Source organism: Mesorhizobium onobrychidis, from assembly GCF_024707545.1.
GTDB classification, from domain to species: domain Bacteria; phylum Pseudomonadota; class Alphaproteobacteria; order Rhizobiales; family Rhizobiaceae; genus Mesorhizobium; species Mesorhizobium onobrychidis.
In genome coordinates, this window is record NZ_CP062229.1 from 1868417 (window position 1) to 1887600 (window position 19184).

General features: G+C 63.8%; 18 protein-coding genes. 7 read left to right on the forward strand and 11 right to left on the reverse strand.

Annotated elements, in window-relative coordinates; all coding sequences use genetic code 11:
• Positions 1-2: 2 nt before the first annotated feature.
• From phnK to phnG, 5 genes are all read right to left on the reverse strand, one after another.
• The gene (phnK, locus tag IHQ72_RS09200; RefSeq protein WP_258122134.1) at positions 3-779 is read right to left on the reverse strand and encodes a phosphonate C-P lyase system protein PhnK; all 777 of its coding nucleotides are present in this window, start codon (positions 777-779) and stop codon (positions 3-5) included.
• Entirely contained in the window at positions 776-1657 is an 882-nt protein-coding gene (locus IHQ72_RS09205; RefSeq protein ID WP_258122135.1) for an alpha-D-ribose 1-methylphosphonate 5-phosphate C-P-lyase PhnJ, read from the reverse strand. Before IHQ72_RS09205 ends, phnK begins: the two co-directional genes overlap by 4 nt.
• Positions 1658-1925: 268 nt before the next feature.
• Positions 1926-3038 carry a carbon-phosphorus lyase complex subunit gene (locus IHQ72_RS09210; protein ID WP_258122136.1) on the reverse strand — a complete coding sequence of 371 codons (1113 nt, stop codon included), beginning with the start codon at positions 3036-3038 and terminating at the stop codon, positions 1926-1928.
• Position 3039: 1 nt separating this feature from the next.
• A complete protein-coding gene (gene phnH / locus IHQ72_RS09215; protein WP_258122137.1) occupies positions 3040-3651 on the reverse strand; it encodes a phosphonate C-P lyase system protein PhnH in 612 nt (203 codons plus the stop codon).
• Complete coding sequence (gene phnG, locus IHQ72_RS09220) at positions 3651-4112, reverse strand: phosphonate C-P lyase system protein PhnG (protein WP_258123785.1); 462 nt, start codon at positions 4110-4112, stop codon at positions 3651-3653. Before phnG ends, phnH begins: the two co-directional genes overlap by 1 nt.
• A gap of 123 nt (positions 4113-4235) precedes the next feature.
• Here phnG and phnF point away from each other — a divergent pair, with 123 nt between their 5' ends.
• Positions 4236-4985 (forward strand): phosphonate metabolism transcriptional regulator PhnF, encoded by a 750-nt coding sequence (gene phnF / locus IHQ72_RS09225; protein ID WP_258122138.1) that lies wholly within the window; start codon positions 4236-4238, stop codon positions 4983-4985.
• Between the two features lie 242 nt (positions 4986-5227).
• On the opposite strand, the gene IHQ72_RS09230 is transcribed toward phnF, so the two are convergent.
• From IHQ72_RS09230 to IHQ72_RS09255, 6 genes are all read right to left on the reverse strand, one after another.
• The gene (locus tag IHQ72_RS09230; protein ID WP_258122139.1) at positions 5228-6244 is read right to left on the reverse strand and encodes a zinc-binding alcohol dehydrogenase family protein; all 1017 of its coding nucleotides are present in this window, start codon (positions 6242-6244) and stop codon (positions 5228-5230) included.
• A 70-nt stretch (positions 6245-6314) separates the two neighbouring features.
• Positions 6315-7280 carry an ABC transporter permease gene (locus tag IHQ72_RS09235; protein ID WP_258122140.1) on the reverse strand — a complete coding sequence of 322 codons (966 nt, stop codon included), beginning with the start codon at positions 7278-7280 and terminating at the stop codon, positions 6315-6317.
• Complete coding sequence (locus tag IHQ72_RS09240; protein ID WP_258122141.1) at positions 7277-8830, reverse strand: sugar ABC transporter ATP-binding protein; 1554 nt, start codon at positions 8828-8830, stop codon at positions 7277-7279. Before IHQ72_RS09240 ends, IHQ72_RS09235 begins: the two co-directional genes overlap by 4 nt.
• Positions 8831-9005: 175 nt before the next feature.
• On the reverse strand, positions 9006-10001 hold the full coding sequence (locus IHQ72_RS09245; RefSeq protein WP_258122142.1) for an ABC transporter substrate-binding protein: 996 nt from the start codon (positions 9999-10001) through the stop codon (positions 9006-9008).
• Positions 10002-10355: 354 nt separating this feature from the next.
• Positions 10356-11354: an aldo/keto reductase gene (locus IHQ72_RS09250; protein WP_258122143.1), complete on the reverse strand. Its 999-nt coding sequence runs from the start codon at positions 11352-11354 to the stop codon at positions 10356-10358.
• A gap of 59 nt (positions 11355-11413) precedes the next feature.
• A complete protein-coding gene (locus IHQ72_RS09255; RefSeq protein ID WP_258122144.1) occupies positions 11414-12919 on the reverse strand; it encodes a UxaA family hydrolase in 1506 nt (501 codons plus the stop codon).
• A 272-nt stretch (positions 12920-13191) separates the two neighbouring features.
• On the opposite strand from IHQ72_RS09255, the gene IHQ72_RS09260 reads away from it, so the two are divergent.
• The 6 genes from IHQ72_RS09260 (at position 13192) to gnd (ending at position 19049) form a co-directional block, all read left to right on the forward strand.
• On the forward strand, positions 13192-14094 hold the full coding sequence (locus IHQ72_RS09260; protein ID WP_258122145.1) for a GntR family transcriptional regulator: 903 nt from the start codon (positions 13192-13194) through the stop codon (positions 14092-14094).
• 119 nt (positions 14095-14213) lie between these two features.
• Positions 14214-14567 (forward strand): DUF2946 family protein, encoded by a 354-nt coding sequence (locus IHQ72_RS09265; protein ID WP_258122146.1) that lies wholly within the window; start codon positions 14214-14216, stop codon positions 14565-14567.
• A 104-nt stretch (positions 14568-14671) separates the two neighbouring features.
• Entirely contained in the window at positions 14672-15211 is a 540-nt protein-coding gene (locus IHQ72_RS09270; RefSeq protein ID WP_258122147.1) for a copper chaperone PCu(A)C, read from the forward strand.
• 57 nt (positions 15212-15268) lie between these two features.
• Positions 15269-15787 carry a YcnI family copper-binding membrane protein gene (locus IHQ72_RS09275; RefSeq protein WP_258122148.1) on the forward strand — a complete coding sequence of 173 codons (519 nt, stop codon included), beginning with the start codon at positions 15269-15271 and terminating at the stop codon, positions 15785-15787.
• Between the two features lie 56 nt (positions 15788-15843).
• A complete protein-coding gene (locus IHQ72_RS09280; RefSeq protein WP_258122149.1) occupies positions 15844-17469 on the forward strand; it encodes a copper resistance CopC/CopD family protein in 1626 nt (541 codons plus the stop codon).
• Between the two features lie 152 nt (positions 17470-17621).
• Positions 17622-19049 (forward strand): NADP-dependent phosphogluconate dehydrogenase, encoded by a 1428-nt coding sequence (gnd, locus tag IHQ72_RS09285; RefSeq protein WP_258122150.1) that lies wholly within the window; start codon positions 17622-17624, stop codon positions 19047-19049.
• Positions 19050-19184 lie beyond the last annotated feature (135 nt).

A 19184-nucleotide genomic window follows, 5' to 3' on the forward strand; every position in this document is an offset into this window, starting at 1 on the left:
GGTTACACCTGAAGTATCGAGGAAACGAGAAGCTGGGTGTAGGGCGCGCGCGGGTCGTCGAGCACGCGGTCGGTGAGGCCGCTTTCGACGACGCGGCCGTCCTTCATCACCATCATGCGTTGCGACAGCAGACGTGCCACTGCGAGGTCGTGGGTGACGACGATGGCAGCCAGTCCGAGATCGGTGACCAGCCCGCGCAACAGGTCGAGCAGGCGCGCCTGCACGGAGACGTCGAGACCGCCGGTCGGCTCGTCCATGAACACCAGCCGCGGCCCAGTGACGAGATTGCGGGCGATCTGCAGGCGCTGGCGCATGCCACCGGAAAAGGCGCGCGGTTCGTCGTCGATGCGATCCTCGTCGATCTCGACGCGCGACAGCCAGTCGACGGCGGCAGCGCGGATTTTCCCATAGTGGCGATCACCCACCGCCATCAGTCGCTCGCCGACATTGGCGCCGGCCGACACCGTCATGCGCAGCCCGTCGGCAGGGTTCTGGTGGACGAAACCCCAGTCGGTGCGCATCAGGAAGCGGCGCTCGGCCTCGCTCATGCGGTAGAGTTCGCGAAACTGGCCGTCGCGCATGCGGTAGCTGGCGGTGCCGGAGCTCGGCAGTAGTCTGGTCGACAGGCAGTTGAGCAGCGTCGTCTTGCCGGAACCGGATTCGCCGACCACCGCCAGCACCTCGCCCGGCCACAGGTCGAAGGTGACGTTCTCGCAGCCGACGCGCGAGCCATAGAACTTGGACAGCGCGCTGACGCGCAGCAACGGTTCGTCGGTCATTGCGCCGGCTCCATTGTTTCAGGCGCAAGGTGGCCGCGATGGCCCTCTTCGCGCCGCTTCTCGCAATGATCGGTGTCGGAGCAGACGAACATGTGGCCGCCGTGGTCGTCGAGGATGACCTCGTCGAGATAGACGTTCTCGGCCGCGCATAGCGCGCAGGGTTGGTCGAAGGTCTGCACCTCGAACGGATGGTCCTCGAAGTCGAGGCTGACCACATCGGTGAAGGGCGGCAGCGCATAGATGCGCTTTTCGCGGCCGGCGCCGAATAGCTGCAAAGCCGGCGAACGATGCATCTTTGGATTGTCGAATTTCGGCGTCGGCGAAGGGTCCATCACGTAACGACCCTCGACCTTGACCGGATAGGCGTAGGTGGTGGCGATGCGGCCGTGCCTGGCAATGTCCTCGTAGAGCTTCACATGCATGAGGCCGTATTCTTCCAGTGCATGCATTTTTCGCGTTTCCGTCTCGCGCGGCTCGAGGAAGCGCAGCGGCTCCGGGATCGGCACCTGATAGACCAGCACCTGGCCCGATGACAGCGGATGTTCGGGGATGCGGTGGCGGGTCTGGATGATGGTCGCCTTCGCCGTCTCAGTGGTGACGGCGACATTTGCAACCTTCTTGAAGAAGGCGCGGATCGAAACCGCATTGGTGGTATCGTCGGCGCCCTGGTCGATGACCTTCAGCACATCGTCCGGACCGATGATCGAAGCCGTTACCTGGACGCCTCCGGTACCCCAGCCATAAGGCATCGGCATCTCGCGCGAGGCGAACGGCACCTGATAGCCGGGAATGGCGATACCCTTGAGGATCGCGCGGCGGATCATCCGCTTGGTCTGCTCGTCGAGATAGGCGAAGTTGTAGGTGGCGATGTCGGTCATGGTGATCGCTTCCGCTTTGTGCTACCGAATTGACTTCCAAGACGAGGAGAAAGGGCCAGACTCAGATGACCCCAACCGGATGGATGCACATCGGAATCCTGTTGCTGGTGTTCGTCGGCGTGGTTGCCTTTGTCCTTCGAAGGATGGTTCGTCCCGCGCCGAAGGAAGCCGCCGATGGCGAGACCGTTGGCGGCAGTAGCGGCTACGGCGGATCTGGAGGGGTATAGCGGCCATTCCCACGAGATCATGGTGGTGGAGCTAACTGAAGTCATTCCGCGGCCTGCCTCTTCTCCTCGGCCTTGCCGGCATTCTCGCGGGCGTCGTGCTCGGCGCGCATGCGGCGCACCAGGTCGAGCTCGGCCTGGAAGTCGACATAGTGCGGCAGCTTGAGGTGCTCGACGAAGCCGGTCGCCTGGACGTTGTCGGAATGCGAGATGACGAACTCCTCGTCCTGGGCGGCGGCGACAACGTCTTCGCCGAATTCCGAGGCGCGCAACGCCCGGTCGCACAGCGCCATGGCCATCGCCTTGCGCTCGCTCTGGCCGAAGACGAGGCCGTAGCCGCGGGTGAACTGCGGCGGCGCCTTGGCCGAGCCTTTGAACTGATTGACCATCTGGCACTCGGTGACACGCACGGGGCCGAGCGGTACTGGGAATGGCAGCTCCGGCACGTCCAGTTCCAGCTCGACCTCGCCGATGCGAACCTCGCCGACAAAGGGATGGTTGCGCGCATAGCCGCGCTGGGTGGAGTAGCCGAGCGCCAGCAAAAAACCCTCATCGCCGCGTGACAGCGCCTGCAGGCGGATGTCGCGCGCCATCGGAAATTCCAGCGGCTCGCGGGTGATGTCGCCCGGGATATGGTCCTGCGGCATGTCGCCATCAGGCTCGATCAGGCCTTCGCGGGCGAGGATGGCGGAGACACGCGGCATGGCGTCCGCGTCGCTGGCACGCTGCAGCGGCTCGGCGACGTCGCCGCCCGCGGCAAGCGCGGGATCGAGCAGCCGGTGGGTGTAGTCGAAGGTCGGGCCGAGCAGCTGGCCGCCGGGAAGATCCTTGTAGGTCGCCGACACGCGCCGCTCGACCAGCATCGCGCCGGTGTCGATCGCCTTGGTGTAGCCGAAGCGTGGCAGCGTCGTGCGATAGGCGCGAACCAGGAAGATCGCCTCGATCATGTCGCCGCGCGCCTGAACGATGGCCAGCGCCGCCAATTCACGATCGTAGAGCGAGCCTTCGCTCATCACCCGGTCGACGCCGAGCGCCAGTTGCTCGACGATCTGGTCGAGGCGAAGCGCCGGCACCGAACGGTCGCCGCGGCGGCGGTCGGCGAGCAGGGCGTGGGCGTTGGCAATTGCGGCTTCGCCGCCTTTTACCGCGACATACATATCACGCCTCCATCGTCTTGATGCGCGTCGTGCGCGGCAGGCAGGCAACGCCGTCAGGGGTGGCGAGGACGATGTCGATGCCACGGGGAAAACGCTGGTTGTTCTGCTTCCACTGCTCGACGAAGTGGCGCGGCATCTGCGCCGGCGCGATTGTCGCGGTTCTTTCGATGCCAGGACCTTCGAGCAACAGAGGGGCGCCTGAAACGAGATCGCCGACCTGCAGGATCAGCGTCGTGGAGCGGTCGGGATAGTCCTGGGTGCCTTGCGAAAAGCCGTCGAGCGCCATCATCTCGGCCGGCGTGGCGATCAGCGCGAAATGCGCGTCGGCCGGCGTATTGGCCAGCGGCGCGCCGGTGTGGAAGCCAAGCCAGGATCTCACCGCTGCTGGGGCCTGCAAAGCGAGATCGAGCCAGAGCGGCGTGTCGTTGTCGCACAGCGCCAGCGCGATGGCGCCCGCGGTGGCCGACAGTGGTGCCGGCGGGCGGGCAAAGATCGGCAGGGGCTGCAGGGTGCCTGGCCGCGCCATCGCATCCATCACGGCGCGGAACACCGTCTGGGCGTCGAACACCGGATCGGAAAAGCCGCCCTCGATCGCTTGCGTTGCGATATCCATCAGTCTTCTCCGCGTACCATGGTGAAGAAATCGACCTTCGTTGCCGCCGTCTCGGCGCGCCGCCGTTCACGTGCGCTGGCCAGTTCGGCCTGCAGCGGCGCAATGAGTTTGGTCTCGACCTCGTTACGGCGGGCGGGATCCTGCCAGAGCGCGTCCGCTATCGCCGCCAGTTTTGCTTTCTGCTTGTCACGGCCCATCGTATAGCAGTGGCCGACCTGCCCGGATGTGAGCCGGACGGCGGCGCGGGTGACCGTCGCCTCGCCGACATTGAACGGCGCGCCGCCACCGCCGATGCGGCCACGCACGGTGACCAGGCCGGTTTCGGGACCGCGCAGGAGTTCCGCTTCCGAAGGCAGGCCGGCTTCGTTCCAGAGGCGGACGATATCGTCGCCGGTCGATTGCGCCAGCGTCGCCATGACGGCCTTGCGCTCAGCCTGTTCGCGCGCTTCCTGTCCTCGCATGGCGGCCATTCCTTCTCGTTGCAAATTTGTATAATGATGTAGACAATTATACAAATTATACCTATTCTCTAGAGCGTGTCCATGACGGATGGATGACAGGGCGAAAAAGATCGGGGCAAAGAGATGATCGGTCAGCAGATGGCCAGCAGCTTAGAGCGGCGCACCGGCATCTCACTGTGGCGGCAGATAGCCGACCAGATCCTGCATTCGATCGCCGTCGGCGAGTTTGCCGAGAATGCCGCGCTGCCACCGGAAGTCGCACTGGCCGAGCGCTATGGCGTCAACCGCCATACGGTGCGCAGCGCCATCGCAGCACTTGTGCAGGATGGCGTGCTCAGGGCCGAGCAGGGGCGCGGCACTTTCGTGCTGTCGCGCAAGCGGCTGTCCTATCCGATCGGCGCGCGCACCCGCTTTTCGGCGGGCCTGCAAGGGCAGGCGTTGGAGCGCCGCAGCGTGCTGCTCGAAGCGGCGGTCGAGCCGGCCAGCCGGCGCGTCGCCGAAGGGCTGGGGCTTGCCAAGGGTTCGAGTGTTATACGCCTTGAGACACGCGGCGAAGCCGATGGGCAGCCGGTCTCGCGGGCCACCGGCTGGTTCGACGCAGAACGCTTCGCGGGCATCGATGCAGCCATGGCCGAAACCGGATCTATCACCGCCTCGCTCGAGCGTTTCGGCATTGGCGACTATCTCAGGCAATCGACGGTGTTGTCGGCCCGCCACGCCGACGCCGCCGACCTTGCCGATCTCGATCTGCAGCCCGGCGCCATCGTGCTGGTCACGGTCGCTGTCAACGTCACGCCGGACGGTCAGCCGATCCAGTTCGCCGAAACGCGGTTTCCGGCCGAGCGGGTCGAGCTCAAATTATCGGCGCTTTAAGGTGTGTTGATATTCAGGTGAGGCCAGCCTGCAAATGGCGGTTTCCTGCGCTTCCGGTACTTGCGTACCCAAAAGTACGCTGGGTTCCGGTTCTCGGAACCCACCTGTTTGGTCGCTTCGCGCCCGTCTTCGACTCCGACTCGGCCTGACCTGAATCTCAACACACCTTGGTGCATCTTTGCAGCCAAGTGGAATAATAACAAACCGGATGCCCTGTTTTGACGCATCTCGCGTTAGGGCGTTCATCCGACCTGGATGACGGCCTTGATCAGGCCGGATTTCTCGTGCGCCCAACGGGCAAGATCACGCGGTGTGTCGCCAAGCGTCGTGCGATGGGTGACGAGCTTTGTCAGCGGCACCGCGCCGTTGCGGATCGAAGCGGCGACATGGTCGAAATCGGCGCGCAGCGCGTTGCGGCTGCCGATGAGCGTCATCTCGCGCTTGTGGAATTCGGGGTCGGAAAAGACTATGTCGTCCTTGACGACGCTGACCAGGACCAGCGTCCCGCCATGCGCGACATGGGCGAAGGCCGACTGGACGGACTGGGTGTTGCCGGTGGCATCGAAAATCACGTCAAAACCTTCGCCGCCGGTCGCCTCGCGCACCAGATCGGTCGCAGACTGCCGCGAACCGTCGAGGGTGGCGAAGCCGAGTTCGCTTGCGGCGAAGCCCAGCCTTTCCGCGCTCATGTCGAGCAGCGTCGCGTCGAGACCGGCGATACGGGCAAACAGCGCCGTGCCGAGCCCGATCGGCCCGGCGCCGATGACCAGCGTGCGCGCGCCGGGATTAGCCAGCGAGCGGCGCACGGCATGCGCCCCGATCGCCAGGAATTCGACGGCGGCGGCGTCGGCCAGCGACAGGCCGTTTGCCGGATAGAGATTTTGCGCCGGCACCAGGATCCGCTCGCGCATGGCGCCGTCGCGGTGGACGCCGAGCACCTCGATCCTGACGCAGCAATTCGGCTTTCCCTGCCGGCAGGCGATGCATTTGCCGCAGGCGAGATAGGGGTTGATGATCACCGGTTCGCCGACGGCCAGATCGACGCCTTCTCCGACCTCGATCACGGTTCCCGACACTTCATGGCCCATGATGCGGGGATAGGCGAGGAACGGATGCTTGCCCTCGAAGATGTGATAATCGGTGCCGCAGATGCCGACATGACTGACCGCGACCAGCGCCCAGCCCGGCGGTGGTGTGCTCGGCGTTGGGCGCTCTTCCAGAACAAGCTCACCGGGCGAACGGCAGACGACGGCTTTCATGCTTTGATCCAGTCGATTCATTGCACCGCAGCCCGTCGGCTATCGCCGGGCCAGCGGTTGTTAAGATGATCTACTTGCCGCGGCGGCGCAGGCCGTCGAAATAGACGATGACGATGATCAGCACGCCGGTAATGATGCGCTGCCAGAAGGCATTGACGTTCAAAAGATTAGCGCCGTTGTTGATGGTGGCGAGGATGAAGGCGCCGAGCAGCGGTCCGTGCACCGAGCCGACGGCGCCGAACAGCGAGGTGCCGCCGATCACCGACGAGGCGATCGCCTGCAATTCCCACCCCTCCGCCTGCGTCGGATTGCCGATGCCGATGCGCGACGCGAGCAGCACACCGACGAAAGCCGCGCACAGGCCCGACAGCGTATAGGCCATGTAGATGGTGCGCTGGACGTTGACACCGGAAAGCCGCGATGCCTCGGCGTTGGAGCCGACCGAGAATAGATACCGGCCCCAGCGGCTGTGATGCAGGAAGATGTAGGCGGGGATGCCGACGAGGATCACCATCCAGAACAGATTGGGGACGCCGAGGAACGAGCCGCGCGAAAACAGCTGGAACGCGTCGTTGTTGATCGAGATCGAGTTGCCGTTGGTCATCAAAAGGCCGATGCCGCGCAGCGAGGTCAGTGTCGCCAGCGTGATGATGAAGGGCGGCAGGCCCATCTTGACGATGCCGAAACCGTGGAACAGGCCGATGGCGACGCCGACCAGCAAGGTGATCAGGATGGCGAGGAACATCGGCACGCCGGCATTGATCAGCATCGCTGCGATGACGGTTGCGAAGCCAACGACGGCGCCGACGGAAAGGTCGATACCTCCGGTGATGATGACGAAGGTCTGGCCGACCGCCAGGATGGCGATCATCGAACCTTGCCGCAGCAGGTTCGAGATGTTGTTGGCGGAGGCGAAGCTCGGCGTCGCCACCGACAGGATGACCCACAACAATACCAGCAGCGCCAGCAGTGTCAGCCCGAACAGGGCGTTGTAGTTGCGTTTCGGCCTTTCGGCCGGTATCGCCTCGGTGCTCATATCTGTCCTCCCGGTTTTTCTTGTTTCTCGGCCAGCGCTTGGGTGAGGATCTCCTCATGGTTGGCAGTGTGGAAACCATGAGTGGCCACCAGTTTGCCGCGCCGGAACACATGCAGTGTGTCGGCCAGTTCATAGACCTCGGGCAGATAGGACGAGATGAGGATGATGCCGGCGCCATTGGACAAAAGCGCACTGAACAGGCGGTAGATCTCTGCCTTGGTGCCGACATCGACGCCAACTGTCGGCTCGTCGAAGATGAACAGCTTGGCGCCGTGAGCCAGCCATTTGCCGATGACGATCTTCTGCTGGTTGCCGCCGGACAGGCTGGAGGCGAGCGCGTTGCGCGTCGGCGTCTTAATCCTGAGATTGGCGATCTGACGATCCGCCTCGGTCTTCTCCTGCGCGCTGGAAATCAGCAGATTGCTGGAGATGCGCTTGTAGATCGGCAGATTGAGATTGAGGCCGACCGGCAGGTTGAGGCAGAGGCCCTGGTCGCGGCGGCTTTCCGGCGCCAGCGCCATGCCGAGCCTGATAGCGTCATGTTCGGAGTTGACCTGAACCTCCTTGCCCTCCCAGAGGATCTGGCCGGCCGACTTGCGATGACGGCCGTAGAGCGTGGTGACGAACTCGCTGCGCCCGGCACCGATCAGGCCGTAGAGCCCGACGATTTCGCCGGCACGAACCGTCATCGAGACATTTTCAAAGCCCTTGCCGGAGAGATTTCTGGCTTCGAGGAGCGTCGCGCCCGGGGTAAAATGCTCCTTGTGATAGACTTGCTCGATCGAGCGGTTGATCATCATCTTGACCAGCTCGGCGTCGTTGGTCTCGGCGATGTTCCTAGTGCCGACAAGCGTGCCGTCGCGCAGCACCGAGACGCGGTCGGCGAGCTCGAACACCTCTTCCATGCGGTGGCTGATATAGATGATGGTGACGCCTTCGCCCTTCAGCCGGCGGATCAGCGTGAACAGCTGGTCGGCTTCCTTCCGGGTAAGATAGGCGGTCGGTTCGTCGAAGATCAGGAATTTGGTGCCGCGCACGGTGGCGCGGGCGGCGGCGATCAGTTGCTGCTGGCCTATGGTCAGGTCACCCAGCACGACATGCGCCGGCAGATCGAAGCCGAGATCGTCGATGATCTTCTGCGCTTCCCTGACCATGGCACGCTGCTGCAGGATGCCGAAACGGGAATCCTCCTCGCCGAGGAACATGTTGGCCGCGACAGTGAGATGGCGGCACAGAACGACCTCCTGATGCACAGCATTGATGCCCAGCGCCATCGCCTCATGCGGCGTTGCTAGCGCTGCCGGCTTGCCCTCCCAGATGACGTCGCCGGAGGTGCGCGGCATGACGCCGGTCAGCAGCTTGATCAGGGTGGATTTGCCGGCACCGTTCTCACCGACAATGGCGTGGATTTCGCTGGCCTTGAAGGCGAGGTTAACCGGCTTCAGCGCGTGCGTGCCAGGATATCGCTTTTCCAGTCCCTTGAGTTCGAGGATCGTCCTGCCCGGTTCCAGCCTTGGGGCCGGATGCAGTTCTTGCGCCGTCGATGTCATGACAATCCTCCCAGATTGGCCTCCCAGATTGGCCTCCCAGATTGGCCTCACGATTGGCACGTAGCGATGCTGGCCGGGTCGCATCGTCAAGGTAATTGAAGCCGGCTGTTTCGAAGCACTTTCAGGGTGTTTCCGGGGCAACGAGGCCCCGGAAACGGTGCGCCAATGCCGATGCTCAGTCGAGCTTCGGATTGAGCAGCGCGTCGATCTTCGGATCTTTCATGTTAGCTTTGGTGACGAGGTTGGCGCCGGTGTCGACATTGGCCTCGACCTTCTCGCCCTTCGAGGCAGCGAGCGCCGTCTTGATGCCGTCATAACCCATCCGGTACGGATCCTGGACGACGAGGCCGGAAATGACACCGTCATTGAGGAACTTGACCAGCTTCTCGTCGCTGTCGAAGCCGATCAGCCCGACCTTGCCGGCCAGGCTGTTCTCGGCGATCGCCTGACCGACGCCCTGCGCCATGATCAGGTTGGAGGCGAAGATGCCCTTGAGGTTCGGATTGGCGGTGATCAGGTCGGTCGCGATGTTGAGGCCGGTGGTGGCCTGGCCGTCGGCATATTTGTCGGCGACGAGCTTGAGGCCGGGATATTTGGCGGCAAGCTGCTCCTTGAAGCCCTGGGCGCGCTGTTCGAGCGAACCGGCACCCGGAAGCGCGGTGATCAGGGCGACGTCGCCCTCGACTTTGCCGCCATTGGCCTCGGCGATGGCTGCCGCCAGGCCGTCGGCGGCGACGCGACCTCCCTGGATGTTGTCTGTGGTCAGGAACGAGGTGAAGGCCTTGGAGTCGGCGCCGGAGTCGATGCCGATGATTTTGACATTGGTGGCAGCCTCGTCGATCGGCTTGCCGAGCGCCTTGGCTTCGGTCGGTGCGATGACGACGGCAGCCGGGTTGCCGGCGACGGCGTTTTCAAGGATCGAGATCTGGCCGTTGACGTCGGTCTCCGCCTGGGCGCCGAGTTCCGGCACATTGACGCCGAGGTCCTTGCCGGCCTTGCGGGCGCCCGCCAGAACGATCTGCCAGTAGAAAGAGGTGGTGTCCTTGACGATGATCGGAATGGTCACGTCCGCCGCCGAAGCCGGCGCCGAATGCATCACGCCGGCAAGCATCGAGGCGGCGGCGAGCGCCACGAATGCGCGGCGGTTGAGAATGCTGGTCACGAATTTCATTAGACTTCCTCCCTAAGTCGCCCAGTGAACGTTGCGGAAGCTCGGTTTGGATAGGCGTTGCCCCAAACAGAACTTTATCAATAAAAAACATTTACCCCGTTTTGATAGTATATCGGTCCGGCCGACGCAAGCGGTGTTTCGTATCGCTCTCCGTATGGCTCGACTGGAAGGAAGCCTCTTGCCGATCCTCATTGCCGCATGTCTCCGATCCTCCTCGCCTGACGGTTATGGAATATTAATTCCAATCTTTAGTCAATGTGGAACATTCGTTCTTTTTTGGGATCGTGCGATTTCATGCCTCCGGACCAAATCGTTGACGCTTAGTTATCGGCGAACAGGGAAGGCCGAAGCGCATCAGCCGAGCTGCTGAACGACCGTGTAGGGATCATATTTGGCGAAGTCGGTTTCCGGCACCTGGATGTCGAGCAGTTGGAGATTTCGCGTCAGGTTGGTGGGCTTGGCCGTGCCCGTCAGCACGGAGGCTACCACAGGCTCGTGCAATGGGAACTGGAACGCCGCCGCTGCAAGCGGGTAGCCGCCCTCGGCTGCGATTTTTTCCATCGCCCGGACGCGGCCGAGAATGTCCGCGGTGGCCGGCAGATAATCGAAATGGGCGCCCGGCACCGGGCCCGTTGCCAGGATGCCGGAATTGAAGACGCCGCCGATGATCAGCGAGGTCTGGCGTTGTCGGGAAAGCGGCAGCAATTCGGCTTCGGCGGTGCGGTCGAGCAGTGAGTAGCGGCTGGCCAGCAGGATGCAGTCGAGCGGCGCTCGATGCAGCACATCGAGGCAGATCTGAACCTCGTTGACGCCAAGACCGTAGGCGGAAATGACCTTGGACGACTTCAGCTCTTCCAGCGCCTTCAGCCCGCCATCCATAAACTGGCGGAAATGCAGCTTCGTTTTCTCGACGCAATGCGTGTAGACGCCGATGTCGTGGACGAACAGGATGTCGATTCGATTGAGGCCAAGCCGCGCATAGCTGAACTCGACCGAGCGCATGATGCCGTCGTAGGAATAGTCGTAGTCGAGCGCAAAGGGCAGCGGATCGACATAGGAATGGTCCGGAATCTGATCTTCCGGCACCGGCCGCAACAGGCGCCCGACCTTGGTCGACAGCACGTAGGAGTCCCGCGGCTTGTCGCGCAGGAAATCGCCGAAGCGGCGTTCCGAGAGGCCGAAGCCGTAGAAGGGCGCGGTATCGAAATAGCGCAAGCCGGCATCCCAGGCGACCTGCAGCGTCTGCATCGCCGCGTCGCGCGGGCAAGCTCGGTAGAGGCCGCCGACCGCCGCGCCGCCGAAGCTGACCTCGGTTATTTCCAGCGCGGTGCTGCCCACACGGCGTTTCTTCATACAAAGCCTCCCACCGGCCATTGCCGGGCCCGTCGTCTTGAGTCAGTTAGTGGCTGTTTCTAGAGGGTCGCGCCGAGGTGCCAGGGCACGAACTCGTTGTCGCCGTAGCCGAACTCCTCGCTCTTGGTCTTCCGGCCGGAAGCCGTCTCGACGATCAGTTCGAAGATCTCGCGGCCCATGCCGGCGATGGTCTTTTCGCCCGAGGCGATGACGCCGCAATTCACGTCCATGTCCTCTTCCATCACGTGGTACATGGTCGAGTTGCTGGCGACCTTGATCGACGGTGTCGGCCGGCAGCCGAAGCAGGAACCGCGGCCAGTGGTGAAGACGATGACGTTGGCGCCGCCCGCCACCTGGCCGGTGGCGGAGACCGGGTCGTAGCCGGGCGTGTCCATGAACAGCAAGCCGTGCCCGGTGACCTTCTCGGCATAGCCGAATACACCGTTGAGCGGCGTCTGGCCGCCCTTGGCGACCGCGCCCAGCGACTTCTCCAAAATGGTGGTCAGGCCGCCGCGCTTGTTGCCGGGTGACGGATTGTTGTCGATGGAAGCGCCGTGCTTGGCGACATGGTCTTCCCACCACTTCACATAGCCGTCCAGCTTGGCGGCGATCTCCGGGCTCGCCGCACGGTAGGCCAGCAGATGCTCGGCGCCGTAGATTTCCGTCGTCTCGGAGAGGATGCCGATGCCGCCGACGCCGGCCAGGATATCGACGGCGGCGCCCAGTGCCGGATTGGCGGTGATGCCGGACATGCCGTCCGAGCCGCCGCATTGCAGGCCGACGACGATCTCGCTGACCGGGATCGGCTCACGCTCAAGCTTACCGACCTCCTCGGCGATCTCGGCCAGCACCAGCATCGCCTTTTCGACCGATTTGCGCGAGCCGCCGGCTTCCTGGATGTTGAAATGGCGTTTCCCCGCGGCGACGCCCTTCTGGCCATAGAGGGTGAGTTGGTTGACCTCGCAGCCGAGGCCGACCATCAGCACGCCGCCGAAATTCGGATGGCGGGCATAGCCGGCCAGCGTGCGGTGCAGCACCATCATGCCGTCGCCGGTGGCGCTCATGCCGCAGCCCTGGCCGTGAACGATGGGGACGAAGCCGTCGATCCCCGGATATCTGGGAAGCAGCGTGCGGTTCGCCTCGTCGGCGATGGCGTGGCAAACGGTGGCCGAGCAATTGACGCTGGCGAGAATGCCGATGAAGTTGCGCGTGCCGGCACGGCCGTCGGCGCGACGGTAGCCCATGAAGGTGCGGGCGCGGTCGGCCTCGGTCGCGTGCACGGCTTCGCTCGGCGGCACCACCGGCAAACGCCCGGACTCGAAGACCAGATTATGCGAATGAACATGCTCGCCGGGCGCAATGGCTTCAGTGGCGCGGCCGATCGCCTGAGCGTATTTGACCACGGCCTCGCCGGCGGCGATCGGCTTGATCGCTACCTTGTGGCCGGGTTCGATCAACGCCGTGGCGATGGCGCCGCCCGGCAGGACCGCGCCGATCTCGATGCGGCCATTGGCGACCGCGACATTGTCGGCGGGAGACAGAAGAATGCTGTTTGCGGCGTTCACGGGCAGTTTCCTGGGTGTTCCTGGGATGCGCTAGCGGATTGACACGCGCCTGTTAACAGTTAATGTCTTTTATCGTGAAAAAACAGTTTTGCGTCAATTGTTTTTTCGTGACAGCGCCGCGCGCATCCTATGGATGCGCAGACGACCGGACACTGAAACCAGGCTGACTTCTGAAAAGCGATTCCGCTTTTTTGGGCGCCTGCGATAGGAACATTTGTCATATCGCGCTTCAAGCCGACCGCCGCAAGCGCCGGCGCGCAACGGGGCAGGGGATGTCGAAGAGCAACAACGTCTACAAGGACGCCTACAATCGCGGTCTGCGGCTGCTCGATGAAACGAAAAGCCTGCCGTCGGAGCCCGAACTGGGCACGCTGCTCGGCGTCAGCCGCACGACGATCCGCACCATCCTTGCGCGGATGGAAGAAACGGGGCTGATCGCCTGGAACAAGCGCAGCAAGACGGTCTTGCGCGTGCCGCGGCCGGACGACTTTTTCCCCGAGGAAGAGACTGACACGCTGTCGCAGATCATCGAGCGCTCTTTCATGCGACGGCTGCTTGCCGGCGGCGCCGAGCCCGGCATGCAGATCAACGAGCTCGAGCTAGCGCGCGAGATCGGCGTCGGCACCACCAGCGTGCGCGAGTTCCTGATCCGCTTCTCCCGCTTCGGGCTGATCGAGAAGCGCCGCAACAGCCATTGGGTCCTGAAAGGTTTTACCCGCGCTTTCGCGCTGGAATTGACCGAAATCCGCGAGATGTTCGAACTGCGCTCGGCCGCCGCCTTTGCCGCCCTGCCGGAAGACGGCCCGGTCTGGGCCGACCTCGACCTCCTGGAAGACGAGCATCGCCTGCTGGCGCGTGAGATCGCCACGCGCTTCAACGAATTCTCGGAGCTCGACGAGCGCTTTCACCGGCTGATCCACCGCGCGTCGCACAATCGCTTCATCGTCGATTTCTACGACGTCATCGCCATGATCTTCCACTACCACTACCAGTGGAACAAGGCGCAGGAGCGCGAGCGCAACGAAGTGGCGGTCGCGGAGCATCTGGCCTATATCGCAGCGCTCAAATCGCGCGATCCCGACAAGGTCGACGCCGCCTGCCGCAAGCATCTGAAGTCGGCGCGGCACACGCTGCTGACGTCGATTCCGGAAGGCCAGCAGCCGCAACGGGCTTAAAGCGCCGCGTTGCCGCAGCAGTGATTTGGCGATTTTCCACCTGCTGAGCCCGTGCTAGATATCTGGCCGTTGCTGCGTGAAGAGGCAGGTCTTTGAATATCCGGCGGAGACGATGGAGCATGCCGGCCGCGTTCGCTGCGGCCTATTTGCTCGTGCTCCAGTCGGTGCTTGGCGCATTCGCCTTCGGCTTAAGCCCGAATGCTTCGCAACTCGACGCTTTCGGCAATGTCATCTGCACCCAGGAGGGCGCGGCCCAGCTTCCAGGCGGCGATCCGCAGCAGCACATGCCGGCTTGCTGCATGCTTGGCTGCGGTGTGGCCGCGGCTGCCTATGCGCCGCCACCCGCTGCCGCCACGGTGGCCGGCAACTTTTCCGTCGAAACCGTCGCCTTTGTGCTGCCGGCGTTCAGGCATCTCGACTTTGCCCGCGACCGCTCTCCGTGGAATCCGCGCGCGCCGCCGGCGTCGGCCTGATCGCTTTCGGTTAGACTCGCGGAACCTTCCGCGGGCGCGTCCGTCCACAATCGAAACTGTTCGCGACCGGCCACCGGCGCTATCTCTCAATTCTTGGAGCTACCATGTCTCATTCTTTCCGCGCGCGGTTCGGCCGCAACAGCCTCTTCCTGCACAGCTTCGAGGAGCGGCTCGGCATCACCGTGTTCCTCCTCGCCCTCCTGTTCGTCAGCGCCCAAGCCGTTTTCGCGCATGAGTTCAGGATTGGCGACCTCGAGATCGGGCATCCCTGGTCGCGCGCCACGCCGCTCGGCGCCAAGGTGGCCGGCGGCTATTTTACCGTCACCAACACCGGCAGTTCGCCGGATCGGCTGCTGTCGATTTCCTCCGATGTGTCGGACAGGACCGAACTGCACGAAATGGGCGTCAAGGACGGCGTCATGACCATGCGGCCGGTCAGCGGCGGCCTCGAAATCCCGGCCGGCGCCAAGGTCGCGCTGTCACCCGGCGGCTATCATCTGATGTTCGTCGGGCTGAAACGGCAACCGAAGCAAGGCGAGACCTTTCCAGCCACGCTGACCTTCGAGAAGGCCGGCAGCGTCACTGTCGACTTCGCCGTGGAAGGCATCGGCGAAACCGGCGGCATGGACAATCATGATAACTGATCCGGCACGCCAACTGACCCGGCCAGATCCGGACAATTCGAAATTTGAGGAACCATCATGAACACGTATCTTTTGTCGGCCTGCGCGCTTCTCGCTCTCGGGACGGGCACGGCTTTCGCTCACGTCACGCTCGAAACCCAGGAAGCAGCGGTCGGCTCGACCTACAAGGCGATCCTGCGCGTGCCGCATGGCTGCGCGGGCAAGGCGACGACCGCCGTGCGCGTGCAAATCCCGGAAGGGGTGATTTCGGTAAAGCCGATGCCGAAGGCGGGCTGGACGCTGCAGGTCAAGAAGGGCAAGTACGAGAAATCCTACCAGCTCTATGATGAGACGGTGACGTCAGGCGCTAGGGAAGTCGACTGGAGCGGCGGCAGCCTGCCGGACGAATTCTACGACGAATTCGACTTCCGCGGCACACTGGCGGTGGACCTGCCTGCCGGTCAAACGCTCTACTTCCCGGTGGTGCAGGAATGCGACGGCGCCGCCGAACGCTGGATCGAGATTCCAGCGGCCGGGCAGGATGAGGACGCGCTGGAATATCCGGCGCCCGGCCTCAAGCTTGCGCCGAAGAAATGATTTTTTGGCGGCGGGCCTTGTTCGAAAGAGCGCGCCGCTGTCTTTGTGGTCGTGACATGAGTGCTGCATCCCTGCTGCGAACGGTCTGCACAACCGGCCGACCTGCGATCTGCCTGCTGGCTGCGATCGTGCTATTTGCCGCCATTGCCGCGCCAAGTCCGGCCTTCGCCCACGCGGCGCTGATCACAACCGAGCCGGCGGACGGCGCCGTGCTTGCGCAGAACCCGGCGCAGTTCTCGCTGACCTTCAGCGAGCCGGCCTCGCCGCTGGTGCTGACCTTGGTGCAGCCTGACGGGACGCCGGTTCCGCTGACGTCCTTTCGGCTCAATGGCCAGACGATCGAGATCGACAATCCGCAAACGCTCGGATCCGGCACGCATGTGCTGAGCTGGCGAGTGATTTCCGCCGATGGCCATCCGGTCGGCGGCTCGGTGCTGTTTTCCATCGGCGCGCCGAGTGCTGCGCCGGCCGTCTCCGAAGCTGTCGACCGGGGCCTGAGGTCGGCAATCTGGATCGGCAAGGTCTTTCTCTATATCGGCCTCTTTATCGGCGTCGGCGGCGCCTTTGCCATCGCCTGGTTGGCGAAGGGCGGGCATTCTGGCCGACGCATCGTCATCGCCGCGATCCTGTGCGGCCTCGTCGCGGCGCCGTTGTCGCTCGGCTTGCAGGGACTGGACGCGCTCGGTGCACCGTTCGCCCGGCTGGCACAGCCGGGCGTCTGGCAGGCAGGGCTCGGCACCAGCTTTGGCTGGACGGTGCTGGTCGCGCTGGTGGCGCTCGGGCTGGGCCTGCTGTCGCTGGTCGGGCCGCGCGGCGGCGCAAAACTGTTTGCCCTTGCCGGCTTGGCCGGTGTCGGTGCCGCCCTCGCCGCCAGCGGGCATGCAAGTGCCGCCGAACCGCAATGGCTGACAAGGCCGATGGTGTTTCTGCACGGCGCCGGTATCGCGTTCTGGGCCGGGGCGCTGGCGCCGCTCGGTCTCGCCATGAGGCGGAAACCGGTCGAGGCCGCGCCTTTCCTGCGCCGGTTTTCCCAAGCGATCCTGCCCGTCGTGGCCGTGCTTGCCGCCACCGGCATCGTGCTGGCTGTCATCCAGGTGCAGGCGCCCGCAGCTTTGCTCGAGAGTACCTATGGCCGGCTGCTGCTGATCAAGCTGGCGCTGCTGTTCTTTCTGTTCACGCTCGCCGTCATCAATCGCTGGAAGCTGACCGGTCCGGCCGAAGCGGGAGAGACCGAAGTCCAGAGGAGATTGTGCCGCTCGATCGGCATTGAAATGCTGATCGTTCTGGCGATCTTCGGCGTTGCCGCCGGCTGGCGCTTCACGCCGCCGCCACGCGCCCTGGCGATCGCAGCAGTGCAGCCGGCGTCCGTGCATATCCACACGCCGAAGGCGATGGCCGACCTTAGCATCACGCCCGGCCATGTTGGACCGGTTGCCGCCTCGATCGTCATCATGACCGGCGATTTCGGCCCGCTCGATGCAAGCCAAGTGACGCTGGTGCTGTCAAAACCCGACTCCGGCATCGAGCCGATCAAACGCGCGGCGACAAAGCGCGGCGACGGCACCTGGCGCGTCGACGATCTCGTCGTCCCGGTCCCCGGCCGATGGACGGCGCGGCTCGATATCCTCATCTCGGATTTCGAGATCGTGAAGATCGAGGCGCCGATCGACATCAGGCCGTGAGGACAAGCTGGCGGTCTGCACACAATTCGACGAGGCGGTTGACGCGGCCTTGAAGGCCCGTCAAACATCCCGGGAAGAATGGCATCTGGGGGAAGAATGGGCAGCGCCACAAATCGCTGCCTCAACAACAGATCCGAAGCAGGGAAGAAACGATGGAAAAAGCCGAAATCGGCCTGATCGGCCTTGGCACGATGGGCTCCAACCTGGCGCTCAATATCGCCGAGAAGGGGCACCGCATAGCCGTCTTCAACCGCACCGCGGCACGCACCGACGCCTTCGTCGAGAATGCCGGGGCGCTGAAGAACATGGTGGTGCCCTGCTACAGCCTGGAGGAACTCGCCGCCGCCATCCGGCCGCCGCGGCCGATCATCATCATGGTACTGGCCGGCAAGCCGGTCGACGAGCAGATCGCGGCGCTGCGCGGCGTGCTGTCGGCCAACGACATCGTCATCGATGCCGGCAACGCCAATTTCCGTGACACGATGCGGCGCTTTTCCGAGCTTTCCGATTCGGGTCTCACCTTCATCGGCATGGGCGTGTCCGGTGGCGAGGAAGGCGCGCGCCATGGACCGTCGATCATGGTCGGCGGCACGGAAGAGTCCTGGAAACGCGTCGAAAAGGTGCTGACCGCCATTTCGGCCAAGTTCAGGGATGAGCCCTGTGCGGCGTGGCTTGGCACCGATGGCGCGGGGCATTTCGTCAAGACCATCCATAACGGCATCGAATATGCCGACATGCAGATGATCGCCGAGATCTACGGCATCTTGCGCGACGGGTTAAGCATGGGGCCGAAGGAGATCGCACAGGTGTTTGCCGGCTGGAACAAGGGCCGGCTCAACTCCTATCTGATCGAGATCACCGCCAAGGTGCTGGCGGCCGACGATCCGAAGACAGGCAAGCCGGTGGTCGACATCATCCTCGACCGTGCCGGCCAGAAGGGCACCGGCAAATGGTCGGTGATCGAGGCGCAGCAGCTCGGCATTCCGGCCACCGCGATCGAGGCCGCAGTGGCGGCGCGCGTCCTGTCGTCGATCAAGGACGAGCGCCTGGCCGCCGAAAACGCCTATGGCAAAGGCGGCGTGACCAGGATTTCCGGAGACAAGGACGCGCTTCTTAGCGATCTCGAACTGGCGCTGTTCGCCGGCAAGATATCAGCCTATGCGCAAGGCTTCGCGCTGATGAGCGGCGCGTCGAAGGAATTCAACTGGAACCTGCCGATGCCGACCATCGCCAAGATCTGGCGGGCAGGCTGCATCATCCGCTCGCAATTGCTGGACACGATGGCGGACGCCTTCGGCACCGGCGGAGCGGCCACCAATCTCCTGATGGCGCCGGCTTTCATTGCGATGATGCAGGAAGCGCATCCTTCGCTGCGACGCATCGTGGCAAGGGCGTCGGAAGCCGGCTCACCGGTGCCGGCGCTGTCGTCGGCGCTTGCCTATTTCGACAGCTACCGCCAGGGCCGCGGCACCTCGAACCTGATCCAGGCGCAACGCGATTTCTTCGGCGCGCACGGCTTCGAACGCATCGACGGGCCGGGCGCGTTCCATGGCCCTTGGGGGAGCGGAGCGGCAGGTTAGCGCCTAATCTCGGACGTTGATTGGCGGTCCCATGTCTTCCAGAAGCGGCCATCGCTGGTGTCAAAGCCTCGGGCGAGGTTGCGCCAACAGCCAACCTCAAGGATCCCATCTGATGATCAGCTATTCGATGCCCCA

Coding starts and splice junctions, on each gene's coding strand:
- gnd (WP_258122150.1), top strand. CDS start 17,622: ATGGAAAAAGCCGAAATCGGCCTGATCGGCCTTGGCACGATGGGCTCC.
- phnH (WP_258122137.1), bottom strand. CDS start 3,651: ATGGATATCGCAACGCAAGCGATCGAGGGCGGCTTTTCCGATCCGGTG.
- IHQ72_RS09280 (WP_258122149.1), top strand. CDS start 15,844: ATGAGTGCTGCATCCCTGCTGCGAACGGTCTGCACAACCGGCCGACCT.
- IHQ72_RS09250 (WP_258122143.1), bottom strand. CDS start 11,354: ATGAAGAAACGCCGTGTGGGCAGCACCGCGCTGGAAATAACCGAGGTC.
- IHQ72_RS09270 (WP_258122147.1), top strand. CDS start 14,672: ATGTCTCATTCTTTCCGCGCGCGGTTCGGCCGCAACAGCCTCTTCCTG.
- IHQ72_RS09210 (WP_258122136.1), bottom strand. CDS start 3,038: ATGTATGTCGCGGTAAAAGGCGGCGAAGCCGCAATTGCCAACGCCCAC.
- IHQ72_RS09230 (WP_258122139.1), bottom strand. CDS start 6,244: ATGAAAGCCGTCGTCTGCCGTTCGCCCGGTGAGCTTGTTCTGGAAGAG.
- IHQ72_RS09240 (WP_258122141.1), bottom strand. CDS start 8,830: ATGACATCGACGGCGCAAGAACTGCATCCGGCCCCAAGGCTGGAACCG.
- IHQ72_RS09245 (WP_258122142.1), bottom strand. CDS start 10,001: ATGAAATTCGTGACCAGCATTCTCAACCGCCGCGCATTCGTGGCGCTC.
- phnF (WP_258122138.1), top strand. CDS start 4,236: ATGATCGGTCAGCAGATGGCCAGCAGCTTAGAGCGGCGCACCGGCATC.
- IHQ72_RS09205 (WP_258122135.1), bottom strand. CDS start 1,657: ATGACCGACATCGCCACCTACAACTTCGCCTATCTCGACGAGCAGACC.
- IHQ72_RS09260 (WP_258122145.1), top strand. CDS start 13,192: ATGTCGAAGAGCAACAACGTCTACAAGGACGCCTACAATCGCGGTCTG.
- IHQ72_RS09265 (WP_258122146.1), top strand. CDS start 14,214: ATGCCGGCCGCGTTCGCTGCGGCCTATTTGCTCGTGCTCCAGTCGGTG.
- IHQ72_RS09275 (WP_258122148.1), top strand. CDS start 15,269: ATGAACACGTATCTTTTGTCGGCCTGCGCGCTTCTCGCTCTCGGGACG.
- phnG (WP_258123785.1), bottom strand. CDS start 4,112: ATGCGAGGACAGGAAGCGCGCGAACAGGCTGAGCGCAAGGCCGTCATG.
- IHQ72_RS09235 (WP_258122140.1), bottom strand. CDS start 7,280: ATGAGCACCGAGGCGATACCGGCCGAAAGGCCGAAACGCAACTACAAC.
- phnK (WP_258122134.1), bottom strand. CDS start 779: ATGACCGACGAACCGTTGCTGCGCGTCAGCGCGCTGTCCAAGTTCTAT.